We start from the raw sequence: 8,890 nt of genomic DNA, 5'->3' as shown, positions 1-8,890 counted from the left end.
TCAGTCCTGTCTGTTTTTTATTCGTGTCTCAAGTAGCGAAGAAATCAAGTCGATATCTTCAGCGTTGAGATGGTGACCATCATAGAAGAAGGATTCCTTGGCTAATTCCTTTAAATCTACTTCTGATGGTGTATCACCGCCTGTCGCAATCCTTGGATTGTCCGTACGTCCTAGCAGGTAATCTGTCGAGACGTTGAAGTAGCTAGCTATCTCAGCAATACGTTCGGCGTTAGGAGTAGAATTTTTTATCTTATATAGTGTATTTCTGCCATAGCCTAAATCTTCTTCTACTGAACCAAGGGATTTTCCTTGCTTTTTTGCTAGTTCTTTAATTTTTTCAAATGTTGAAAACATTGATTTATCAACCTTTCCAGAGCATTCCAAAAAATATTTTAACAAATTTGGTGTAAAATCGTTGACCTATTATCCCAAAAGGTGTAAAATATGTTTTGTAAATGATTGAGTTAGAAAAAAACGAAGTCAAAAAACATTCTAAAATTAAATATAACACGGTCGCCAAACTGTATTTATAATTGATTAGAAGTGTTCTAAACGTTGTTTTTATTATGCTTTGATTTTACCCTAAAAGGTGTAAGCTGTCAAGAAATTATATAAAATTTTCTAACTCTTTCGCTTACAAATAAAAATCAAAGGAGAAAACTATGCCAGACACAGAGAGTGGACGTCAAAAGATTTTGAAATATCTTGAAGAAAATAATCTGACAATGACAACATTAGCTGTCCAATATGGAATGGTTCGTCAAGATGTTACAAACATTCTTAACGGCAAACTAAAAAATCCACAGGCTAATCGTTTTATCGCCCGTGTAATTGAAGATTTTAAGATTCGATAGGAGAAAGAGATGGAAGATGTAATTACAATCAGTAAATCAGAGCTTCAGGAATTGATTGCTAGAGAAATAGCTAATAGAACTTGTAAAACTAGACGGGATTTTAGAGAAGTCATGATAGATCACAGCGATTTGGAGGGTGTTAATCGATTATATCCTGACATTTACAACAAGATGCATTTGCCTTTCTACAACAGTTTTACTAATGATACGATGCCGTTAAACGAAACGGGGAGAATAAGCGATAACATCGGTAGCACTAGTTCCATCTATTCCACAACAAGGCATTTAAATAGGGTTAAGAACGCTTATTATCATTCAAAAAGTAGCTTATATACATCTAATATCCATGAAGCGTTAAAGGCGCTAGCTTTAGCTTTACACGGTGCGACTCTGATCAAAGAATTAGATGATGAAGAATTTCGAGAAGCATTGGAGACATACAACGATTTCAAGCAATTCTTTTTAGAACGGTACAGTGTTCGGTTGTCGAAGTTGCAACAAATACTTAGACAAAAGTAACCGCATAGGAGGAAAGAAAGAATGAGTTTTAAAATTTCAGCATCTCTAGTAGGTTTGGAAGAATTTAACTTAGCAATTGATGAAGTAAAACAAAAAGCCGAAGAATTGGAACAAGCAATTCAACGACTTAATGGTATTGAGCTGGATATAGAATTCGGCGACATTAAGAAAGAGCCTACGCAAATTGTAGACTCTGAAAATATAAAAACAGGGACTATTGATACCTGTTCTATTCAGCTATCGAGTTGATAGCGTTGATTGCAGCGACAGCTCCATTTTTAGCTGATGCTTTGGAAACATATTCGATAACGTTAAATAGATGTTGAGCTTGTTCTTGAGTTAATCCGGTGTTCATTTGGTTTAGCTCGTTCACTACAAAATCAACAAGTTGATTATCAACATTAAAATTATCGTTGATAGAATCATTGATACTTCTTAAAATTTCGTTATTTTCCATATTAACAACTCCTTTCCAATCTATTTGACTTGTCAATTCATAAGGAGGTTTGAAGCGGTAGGATTCTTCAAATTTGAACTGATTTGTCATAGTTATATTGTAACTAAAATATAGTTATTTGTCAATATATAGTTGTGGATAACTTTTTAAAACACAATATATTGTGTTTTCTGGAAAGGGGCAGATAAAATGTGGGATAAAATTGAGCAATTAATCACTGAGAAAGATACAACTATGTACGCAGTCAGTAAGAAGGCTGGTATCGGACAGAATGTTTTGATTGCGCTTAAAGCAGGACGAACAAAAAGATTATATTTTGACACTGTGGTCAAAATTGCTGACGCTTTAGAGGTCAGCTTGGATGAATTTAGAGAGGAGAATAAATGAACGAAATTATCACAGTAAATTTAAACGACAACCAAGAGCCTGTCGTGTCTGGTCGTCAGCTACATGAAGCGCTGGGAGTAAAGACACCATATTCAATGTGGTTTGACAGAATGGTTGAATATGGCTTTACAGAAAATCAAGATTTTTTGCTTAACAATTTTGTGAAGCAAACAGGACGAGGTGGACACAACAAAGTTGACCACATCCTAAAACTTGACATGGCAAAAGAGATTGCAATGATCCAACGGACCGACCGAGGCAAAGAAGTCCGTCAGTATTTTATCCAAGTCGAAAAGGACTTTAACAGTCCTGAGAAAATCATGGCTAGAGCTCTGCTTATTGCCGATAAGAAAATTGTCAGTCTTGAAGCGAAGATTGAGGAACAAAAACCTAAAGTCATTTTTGCAGATGCAGTGTCAGCTAGCCATACCTCAATTTTGGTCGGTGACTTTGCAAAACTCATGCGTCAAAACGGCTTGGACTTTGGACAAAATCGAATGTTTGCATGGTTGCGTGCAAATGGCTATCTGATTGGTCGTAAAGGTAACAGCTGGAACATGCCGACACAGAAAGCGATGGATTTGGGGTTGTTTGAGATTAAAGAGACAACAATCAATCACGCTGATGGACACATCAGTATAAGTAAAACCCCTAAAATCACAGGAAAAGGTCAATTATACTTTGCTGAGAAGCTATTGGGAGAGGAGACAGCATAGAAAGGAGAATCAAATGACTTTTAAGGGTTTTTGTTGTGGGAATAACAACCTTAGGCTTGGCGATATTGTAGACGATAACGCTTCGGTACATACCGAGGTTGGGAATCTCTTGGCAGGCGATATCATGCTTGGAAACTTGGTGCAACTTGAATATTTTAGTTTGTGCGAAACTCCAACTTTTGGAGAAATTTATAAAAAATATAAAGATAAAATACAACCTTCCGATAACCTTTATTTAGTTGACGAAGCAGGTTTGACTGGAACAATCTACGCTTGCGGTCATTTAGACACTGGAATTTGGACAGTCTACGCTAAAACAAGCGGATATGCTTGAGAGGACACAAAAAGCACATGCGGGAACATGCGCTTAACAAATATACCTAAGGAGATTCTACCATGGATGAACTTATGAATCAACTATTAGATCAATTTCAAGCTGGATTGATGGATAGAATGCTTTTGGTTGTTCAACATGTCAGCGACGAAAAAGCAAGGTATCCATTAGAGCTCACTAAAAAGAAATGTGCTGAAATGTTTGGGATTGCTCCTGAGACATTAGAGATCAGATTTCTAGTACATAAAGATTTCCCACGAATTGCCAATGCTCGTGAGAAATACCCTCGTGATGCTGTTATTGAGTGGTATCACCAAAATTGGCAAAGAACAGGAGCGTAAAAATGTTTAACAGAAAGAAAAAAGTACAAAAGGCATTTGAAACTATCAGCAGTCATATCGACAGCTCATACACAACTTTAAAACACGAGGAATGGCAAGGATTGCATAATTTTTTAAATCTGATCAAGTTTAAAACGGGAGTAGAGTGATGAACGCGATTAGTGTGTATAGTATTTTAGAACGTCTTAGCCGACTTGAAAGAGTTGTGTTTGAGACAGTTGATGATACGAGTGATATTTTGACTCGTTTGCAGAACTTGGAAAAGGTGGTGTTTGACAATGCTACATCAGATTAGATTATCCTATCGCAACTTTAGAGCGACACGGAATTTTGAGCATATCTTAGACATCGTTCGGATTGCTTGGTTTTACTACATAGACGAGGAGGTAGCAGAGTGACACAGTACATCTTTCAAAACTTTGAGAGGGAGCTACACAAGCGTTAGTAATGAGTTTATAGACGACAAGAATCTATCTTACAAAGCTGTTGGATTGTTGCTGACGATACTTAGAAACAACGACGAGTGGCGAGTGTATCCGGAGGAGTTAGCTAGACGGCATAAGGATAGCATAGCGTCTGTAAGGACGGGGCTAAAAGAACTAGAAGAGACTGGTTACATTAGAACATACAAAAAAATCGTAAGACGTTCTGAAGGATTGCAACATTATCGTTTTTGCTCAGATACTAAGATTAGCGACGAAGTTTTTAGTCAATTAGTCGCAGAACTAGAAAAAGAACTCACTGACTAAAATGCGATTTTCTAAAGTTAGATTTTCTAAAGTTAGATTTTCTAAAGTTAGATTTTCGCACACTAATAAATACTAACTAACAATAAAAACTAATATTAAATAAATACTAACTAACAATAAGTGGTGGTAGTGATGAATAATATAGCAGAAAAAATTACAGTAAAAAAACTGCTTGAAAATTTTGAGGAAAATTTCGGAAGAATGCTATCACCGTTCGAGATTGAAGACATCCAAAAATTAGTGACTGAGGAAGGATACAGTCCGGAGCTCATTAACGAAGCACTAAGAATTGCTATCGGCAATGGTAAATATTTCGTGAACTACGTTTCAGGTGTCCTAAGACGTATGAAATCAAGGGGAATTACAACAGTCCAGCAGTTAAAAGCGAGCGAAAGAGAAAAACAGCAGACGAAGAATGTTGAGCTTGATGCTGATTTTTACCGTTTTTGGATTGCAGCGTTGAAACTATGGGCGGATGACTCAGAAGAAGAAATAGCAGATTGTGAGCGAAAACTTGCAGAATTAAACGAAACAGGAGGAAGTCATGGTTAACAAGAACAAAATGGTCGCAAAATTAAAGTCGATATACCTGGAACAAGGTCAAGTTTTTAGTGACAACTTTGAAAAACAAGCTTTAACCTTATCCATGGGTCAATTAGCTATCGAAATTTCGTTGGCACAAGCAGGTCTATAGTTATGGTTAAGGGATTGTTTGGCACTTTTGACTATGACGACTGGCTAGCAAATGAGCCAGATTACTGCGTGCACGAAGATGCTGAAAATGAAGACGAAGCTTACGAGCGTTGGAAGGATGAGCAATGGTAAGTAGAGAGACATACGACAGCGACGCTTATTGGCGACAGAGATATATAGAGCTTTGTTGTGACATGGCTGTCGGACTCGAAGAAAAAGATTGTAGGATCACGTTGCTAGAACAAGAGTTAAAAAAAGAACGTCGCAAACGAACTCAGTTAGAAGCTGAGTTGTGGAATACGAAGAACAGGAGAAAGAGATGAAACGACGGCTAGAACGCAAACGATGGAAAAACGAGCTAAGACAGGACATTCTCTGTAACATTTGGGATGGTTCCCACCAAGACAAAGTACGAATTTTTAAAATGACATGTTCTGAAATGATACACGTCTTGAATGAAGAGTGGAGAAGTCAAACAGGTTATTAAGCATGAGCTGGTTTGACCAGTTTTAAAAATAAAAGGAGAAGAATTATGACAGTTACAGATATTCAGATAGCGGAAAAAAACTTCTTGGAAAATCCGCAATCTTTAAACAGCAATATTGTTAGAAAATACCTAGACCCTAAAGGGACGGCGACTGATGAAGAATTGGCTTATTTTATCGCACAAGCTAAAGTGCAAAATCTAAATCCGTTCACAAAAGAAATATACTTTATCAAATATGGCAATCAACCAGCTCATATTGTGGTAGCGCTAAAAGCTTTCCAGAAGAAAGCTGATGCACATCCACAATATGACGGAATGGATTCTGGAATCATTTACGAAAAAGATGGATTGATCGAACGATCAGAAGGAGCTTTTCTTCCTAAAGGCGCTGAAATACTCGGTGGTTGGGCGATTGTCTATCGCAAAGACCGCAATCACCCAACAAAAGCTGAAGTTACTTTTTCAGAGTACGACAACTCAAAGATCAGAAAGAATGGTCCTACTGATCAATATGGAAAACCTACAAAGGCTAATACATGGGATGAGAAACCGGCTGTTATGATTCATAAGGTTGCAATGGTCACAGCTTTAAGAAATGCCTTCCCGAACGAATTGGGCGGTCTGTATGAGGCTGATGAACTGCGTGAACCTAAAGATGTAACACCACAAGAAACCCAAGAAGAGGTCAGAGCACGCAAAATGGCACAGATTGAACAGATGAAACAAGAACAACAACTAAATGAGCCGGTTAAAAAAATGAACGCAGAGGACGCACCTTTATATGAGTCACCTATCAATGTCGAAACTGGGGAAATTTTAGAAAGTGAGGAAGAGCCATTCTAATGAGTGAAGACATTACACTTTTTGAGAATTTGAACGACATCAAGCCAGCTGAAAAATTGGTAGATGTATCTGAATTGAAAATTACTTTTGATTACACACCAGCTGAAATCAAAATCAATGGCAAAGAAAAACTTGAGTTGGCATTAGAGATGTACAAGCGGAAGTACGATAACTATATAGTCACGGAAGAAACCTTTGATTCTGATGCAAAGGTACGAGCAGAACTCAATAAATTACAAAAGCAAGTAAAAGGTTTTGTATCTGAGCAGTTAGCTGACTACAATAAGCCTCTTGACGAAGTCAAGGAGTGGGTGAATGGACTAATCGAACCTATCGAAAAAATTCGTGATGAAATTGATAGGGGAGTAAAAAAATACGAGGAGATAGAACGTCAAAAACGCGCAAACACTATCAAAAAGACCTTTGAAGAAGCTATCGCTGAAACAGGTGTATGCATTGATATTCGGTTATTTGAGGCGCAGTTTGATACCATGTCAGCTAAAGGGTGCTTTATGGCTGATAACGTACGGGTTAATACAGCTACCAAAAAGACTATCAAGGAGCTGGTCGCCGAAGAAGTTACAAAAAAACAAGAGCGTGAGCAGGCGCTTGTCCAGATTTCGGAAGCTGCTGCAAAAGCAGATTTTGGTCCAGCAAGTTACATCAAACGATTTGAGGGCGGTGCGCAGCTATCCGATATCTTGCAGGCAATAGCAGATGACAAGGCACTAGCTGACAAGGTCCGCGAAGAAGAAAAGCGTAAAGCAGAGCTGTCTAAGCGCGTGGAAGAGATACAGAACTTAGCACAACGTGAAGGATTGCAACCAGATAAATACGTTAAGTTGCTAGAGGATGGGGAAACTGCTCTAGTTGTCTTTGAGACGTTAATGGATGATTCTAAAAAAATGCAGGCTGAGATAGCTCAAAAACCTGCAGAAATCCATCAGAAACAAACCGAACTGACTCAAATGACGTCTGAGGGGGCAGAATTAAGCGAAAACAAACCTCAAACAGATAAGGTGATAAATAATACCACTGAACAAGAAAACGCCGTAGAGGGCAAAATAGAGCTGAATAAGAGCGTTACAAAATGGCAAGGTGATTTTAAGATTATTTTCCCAGATTTGGAGACTGCTAAAAAATTTGGTGCGCCTGGTGGGTTATATGAGCAGTATGGTGTTGAGGTCGAGAAGCTCGGGGAGTGGACGAAACTATGAGCAAACAAGTAAAGCAAGTAATTGATGAGCATATTTGCAAAAGGCACTGTGTCAATTTTGCTATCCACCAAAACAAAAATGAGTGTGTAGCTATATTTTTGAAGTTTCCGGAGGGTCACGATAGAGATGGTGAAGTAATTTTTCGGAGATGGAACGGTGAAGTCAAGAACAAAACAGGCTGCCATTCAGAAAGTGACCTGCTCAATGCTTATGTTTACAAGGTTTGGGAAGTTGCCCGTGATTGGATTTGTATAGAGATATTACCGTTTTAGGAGGAAAAATGGCAAATAAGAGAATTGAAATTGGAAACGACGAGGCCTTGATAGGCGCACAATTACAGATTGGCAAGCAAGTTATGAAGGAATTGTTTGAGTTACACACTGACAAAAACAGAAACGGAGTAATTTTGCCGATTGAACTAAACGGCACGAAGTTTAATGTCACGATTGAGAAGGAAGAAGATGGAGAAATTTGACCACTATTTCAGCAACCATATTGCTGTAAAAACCGAATCAGACACAGTAACCATTGTTGACTATTACAATCCAGAAAAGGGCTATGAGTATAACTTACGTTACATTTTCGATAGAAAAAATTCATCCCTTGCTATCACAGGAGACTTTGGGGAATTAGTTGCACGCAATTTCTACAATATGGGTGAATGGGACACATTCTACAAGCACTACACTGATAATCTGGGGTATTTTCTTGAAAAATTACTATGTTCAAGTAGGCCAGTTCATTACTACGATACCGACAAGGCTAAAAGAGAGATTCTCAATAGATTCTTTGATGGTGCTGATTATGATGATCTAGATTTTGAGGATGAATTCCTACTTGATCAATTATTTGACAATTTTGACGAAGATAAAGGATTTACTTATATTCTTCCAGATGCTTTTGAACGTTTTAGCGAAGATATGGAAGAATATGAGGTCTATGAATTTCTATCAAGGGCTGGCCGATACGTCAATGATGTCTTTGAACTTTACCTAGATGCATATAGTAGAGCTTACAAGTATTTGATGGATGAAGAACAGCAATAAAAAAGACAAATAAAAAACATGCCGTGAACCATGTAAAAAGCGAACTAGAAAGCGTCAAAATCGGTCGTGTGACCATTGGACGAATGTTGCGACTGCCCGTATTTAGCCAAAACTCACACAATGGCAGTCGCAGTTTTTAAGTGATGAGCAGACATCAAGAAGAGTACGCCCTCTATAAAGGCGATGAATTAATCGGAATTGGAAGCGCGAAAGAATTAGCTAGACGATATTATGTTGATGTTTTGTT

20 protein-coding genes are annotated in these 8,890 nt (G+C 38.0%); 17 read left to right on the top strand and 3 right to left on the bottom strand.

The genetic code is table 11. From position 1 onward, the window contains the following. Positions 1-354, bottom strand: coding sequence for a helix-turn-helix domain-containing protein (locus tag AB6M99_RS08965; protein ID WP_369350601.1), 354 nt, complete (start codon positions 352-354; stop codon positions 1-3). 308 nt (positions 355-662) lie between these two features. On the opposite strand from AB6M99_RS08965, the gene AB6M99_RS08960 reads away from it, so the two are divergent. From AB6M99_RS08960 to AB6M99_RS08950, 3 genes are read left to right on the top strand one after another with little or no spacing between them, the layout of a single operon-like run. Then, complete coding sequence (locus AB6M99_RS08960) at positions 663-854, top strand: hypothetical protein (protein WP_369350600.1); 192 nt, start codon at positions 663-665, stop codon at positions 852-854. A gap of 9 nt (positions 855-863) precedes the next feature. Next, positions 864-1,373, top strand: coding sequence for a hypothetical protein (locus AB6M99_RS08955; protein ID WP_369350599.1), 510 nt, complete (start codon positions 864-866; stop codon positions 1,371-1,373). A 21-nt stretch (positions 1,374-1,394) separates the two neighbouring features. Continuing rightward, positions 1,395-1,622: a hypothetical protein gene (locus AB6M99_RS08950; RefSeq protein WP_369350597.1), complete on the top strand. Its 228-nt coding sequence runs from the start codon at positions 1,395-1,397 to the stop codon at positions 1,620-1,622. Here the strand turns inward: AB6M99_RS08950 and AB6M99_RS08945 are convergent. After that, positions 1,603-1,830 carry a hypothetical protein gene (locus AB6M99_RS08945; RefSeq protein ID WP_369350596.1) on the bottom strand — a complete coding sequence of 76 codons (228 nt, stop codon included), beginning with the start codon at positions 1,828-1,830 and terminating at the stop codon, positions 1,603-1,605. The two genes, AB6M99_RS08950 and AB6M99_RS08945, sit on opposite strands and share 20 nt — an antisense overlap. Before the next feature lie 189 nt (positions 1,831-2,019). On the opposite strand from AB6M99_RS08945, the gene AB6M99_RS08940 reads away from it, so the two are divergent. The 6 genes from AB6M99_RS08940 to AB6M99_RS08915 all read left to right on the top strand — a co-directional run bounded on the left by AB6M99_RS08940 (position 2,020) and on the right by AB6M99_RS08915 (position 4,357). Then, positions 2,020-2,217 carry a helix-turn-helix domain-containing protein gene (locus AB6M99_RS08940; protein WP_369350595.1) on the top strand — a complete coding sequence of 66 codons (198 nt, stop codon included), beginning with the start codon at positions 2,020-2,022 and terminating at the stop codon, positions 2,215-2,217. Further along, complete coding sequence (locus AB6M99_RS08935; RefSeq protein WP_369350594.1) at positions 2,214-2,933, top strand: phage antirepressor KilAC domain-containing protein; 720 nt, start codon at positions 2,214-2,216, stop codon at positions 2,931-2,933. Before AB6M99_RS08940 ends, AB6M99_RS08935 begins: the two co-directional genes overlap by 4 nt. A gap of 13 nt (positions 2,934-2,946) precedes the next feature. Next, complete coding sequence (locus AB6M99_RS08930) at positions 2,947-3,267, top strand: hypothetical protein (RefSeq protein WP_369350592.1); 321 nt, start codon at positions 2,947-2,949, stop codon at positions 3,265-3,267. A 62-nt stretch (positions 3,268-3,329) separates the two neighbouring features. After that, a complete protein-coding gene (locus tag AB6M99_RS08925; protein WP_369350591.1) occupies positions 3,330-3,608 on the top strand; it encodes a DNA-binding protein in 279 nt (92 codons plus the stop codon). Between the two features lie 148 nt (positions 3,609-3,756). Further along, positions 3,757-3,903 (top strand): hypothetical protein, encoded by a 147-nt coding sequence (locus tag AB6M99_RS08920; RefSeq protein WP_369350590.1) that lies wholly within the window; start codon positions 3,757-3,759, stop codon positions 3,901-3,903. A gap of 196 nt (positions 3,904-4,099) precedes the next feature. Continuing rightward, positions 4,100-4,357 carry a transcriptional regulator gene (locus tag AB6M99_RS08915; protein WP_369350588.1) on the top strand — a complete coding sequence of 86 codons (258 nt, stop codon included), beginning with the start codon at positions 4,100-4,102 and terminating at the stop codon, positions 4,355-4,357. Here the strand turns inward: AB6M99_RS08915 and AB6M99_RS08910 are convergent. After that, positions 4,347-4,418, bottom strand: coding sequence for a pentapeptide repeat-containing protein (locus AB6M99_RS08910; RefSeq protein ID WP_369351213.1), 72 nt, complete (start codon positions 4,416-4,418; stop codon positions 4,347-4,349). The genes AB6M99_RS08915 and AB6M99_RS08910 overlap by 11 nt on opposite strands. A gap of 71 nt (positions 4,419-4,489) precedes the next feature. On the opposite strand from AB6M99_RS08910, the gene AB6M99_RS08905 reads away from it, so the two are divergent. The 8 genes from AB6M99_RS08905 (at position 4,490) to AB6M99_RS08870 (ending at position 8,643) form a co-directional block, all read left to right on the top strand. Further along, positions 4,490-4,909, top strand: coding sequence for a DnaD domain-containing protein (locus AB6M99_RS08905; RefSeq protein ID WP_369350587.1), 420 nt, complete (start codon positions 4,490-4,492; stop codon positions 4,907-4,909). Next, the gene (locus tag AB6M99_RS08900; protein WP_369350586.1) at positions 4,902-5,051 is read left to right on the top strand and encodes a hypothetical protein; all 150 of its coding nucleotides are present in this window, start codon (positions 4,902-4,904) and stop codon (positions 5,049-5,051) included. Before AB6M99_RS08905 ends, AB6M99_RS08900 begins: the two co-directional genes overlap by 8 nt. Before the next feature lie 2 nt (positions 5,052-5,053). After that, a complete protein-coding gene (locus tag AB6M99_RS08895; protein ID WP_369350585.1) occupies positions 5,054-5,182 on the top strand; it encodes a hypothetical protein in 129 nt (42 codons plus the stop codon). A 400-nt stretch (positions 5,183-5,582) separates the two neighbouring features. After that, positions 5,583-6,380, top strand: a complete 798-nt coding sequence (bet, locus tag AB6M99_RS08890) for a phage recombination protein Bet (protein WP_369350584.1) — start codon at positions 5,583-5,585, stop codon at positions 6,378-6,380. Beyond that, positions 6,380-7,597 (top strand): DUF1351 domain-containing protein, encoded by a 1,218-nt coding sequence (locus AB6M99_RS08885; protein ID WP_369350583.1) that lies wholly within the window; start codon positions 6,380-6,382, stop codon positions 7,595-7,597. Before bet ends, AB6M99_RS08885 begins: the two co-directional genes overlap by 1 nt. Beyond that, on the top strand, positions 7,594-7,869 hold the full coding sequence (locus AB6M99_RS08880; RefSeq protein WP_369350582.1) for a hypothetical protein: 276 nt from the start codon (positions 7,594-7,596) through the stop codon (positions 7,867-7,869). Before AB6M99_RS08885 ends, AB6M99_RS08880 begins: the two co-directional genes overlap by 4 nt. An 8-nt stretch (positions 7,870-7,877) precedes the next feature. After that, the gene (locus AB6M99_RS08875) at positions 7,878-8,072 is read left to right on the top strand and encodes a hypothetical protein (RefSeq protein ID WP_369350581.1); all 195 of its coding nucleotides are present in this window, start codon (positions 7,878-7,880) and stop codon (positions 8,070-8,072) included. Continuing rightward, positions 8,059-8,643 (top strand): hypothetical protein, encoded by a 585-nt coding sequence (locus AB6M99_RS08870; RefSeq protein WP_369350580.1) that lies wholly within the window; start codon positions 8,059-8,061, stop codon positions 8,641-8,643. Before AB6M99_RS08875 ends, AB6M99_RS08870 begins: the two co-directional genes overlap by 14 nt. The last annotated feature ends 247 nt before the right edge of the window (positions 8,644-8,890 follow it).

Origin of the sequence: Streptococcus hillyeri (assembly GCF_041081565.1) — a bacterium.
GTDB classification, from domain to species: Bacteria; Bacillota; Bacilli; order Lactobacillales; family Streptococcaceae; genus Streptococcus; species Streptococcus hillyeri.
This window is presented reverse-complemented; position numbering and strand designations above follow the sequence as displayed.

Excerpts from the sequence above, each read along its gene's own strand:
- AB6M99_RS08870 (WP_369350580.1), top strand. The coding sequence starts at position 8,059 with ATGGAGAAATTTGACCACTATTTCAGCAACCATATTGCTGTAAAAACC.
- AB6M99_RS08945 (WP_369350596.1), bottom strand. The coding sequence starts at position 1,830 with ATGGAAAATAACGAAATTTTAAGAAGTATCAATGATTCTATCAACGAT.
- AB6M99_RS08965 (WP_369350601.1), bottom strand. The coding sequence starts at position 354 with ATGTTTTCAACATTTGAAAAAATTAAAGAACTAGCAAAAAAGCAAGGA.
- AB6M99_RS08960 (WP_369350600.1), top strand. The coding sequence starts at position 663 with ATGCCAGACACAGAGAGTGGACGTCAAAAGATTTTGAAATATCTTGAA.
- AB6M99_RS08905 (WP_369350587.1), top strand. The coding sequence starts at position 4,490 with ATGAATAATATAGCAGAAAAAATTACAGTAAAAAAACTGCTTGAAAAT.
- AB6M99_RS08880 (WP_369350582.1), top strand. The coding sequence starts at position 7,594 with ATGAGCAAACAAGTAAAGCAAGTAATTGATGAGCATATTTGCAAAAGG.
- bet (WP_369350584.1), top strand. The coding sequence starts at position 5,583 with ATGACAGTTACAGATATTCAGATAGCGGAAAAAAACTTCTTGGAAAAT.
- AB6M99_RS08875 (WP_369350581.1), top strand. The coding sequence starts at position 7,878 with ATGGCAAATAAGAGAATTGAAATTGGAAACGACGAGGCCTTGATAGGC.
- AB6M99_RS08885 (WP_369350583.1), top strand. The coding sequence starts at position 6,380 with ATGAGTGAAGACATTACACTTTTTGAGAATTTGAACGACATCAAGCCA.
- AB6M99_RS08925 (WP_369350591.1), top strand. The coding sequence starts at position 3,330 with ATGGATGAACTTATGAATCAACTATTAGATCAATTTCAAGCTGGATTG.
- AB6M99_RS08920 (WP_369350590.1), top strand. The coding sequence starts at position 3,757 with ATGAACGCGATTAGTGTGTATAGTATTTTAGAACGTCTTAGCCGACTT.
- AB6M99_RS08895 (WP_369350585.1), top strand. The coding sequence starts at position 5,054 with ATGGTTAAGGGATTGTTTGGCACTTTTGACTATGACGACTGGCTAGCA.
- AB6M99_RS08935 (WP_369350594.1), top strand. The coding sequence starts at position 2,214 with ATGAACGAAATTATCACAGTAAATTTAAACGACAACCAAGAGCCTGTC.
- AB6M99_RS08955 (WP_369350599.1), top strand. The coding sequence starts at position 864 with ATGGAAGATGTAATTACAATCAGTAAATCAGAGCTTCAGGAATTGATT.
- AB6M99_RS08930 (WP_369350592.1), top strand. The coding sequence starts at position 2,947 with ATGACTTTTAAGGGTTTTTGTTGTGGGAATAACAACCTTAGGCTTGGC.
- AB6M99_RS08940 (WP_369350595.1), top strand. The coding sequence starts at position 2,020 with ATGTGGGATAAAATTGAGCAATTAATCACTGAGAAAGATACAACTATG.
- AB6M99_RS08900 (WP_369350586.1), top strand. The coding sequence starts at position 4,902 with ATGGTTAACAAGAACAAAATGGTCGCAAAATTAAAGTCGATATACCTG.
- AB6M99_RS08950 (WP_369350597.1), top strand. The coding sequence starts at position 1,395 with ATGAGTTTTAAAATTTCAGCATCTCTAGTAGGTTTGGAAGAATTTAAC.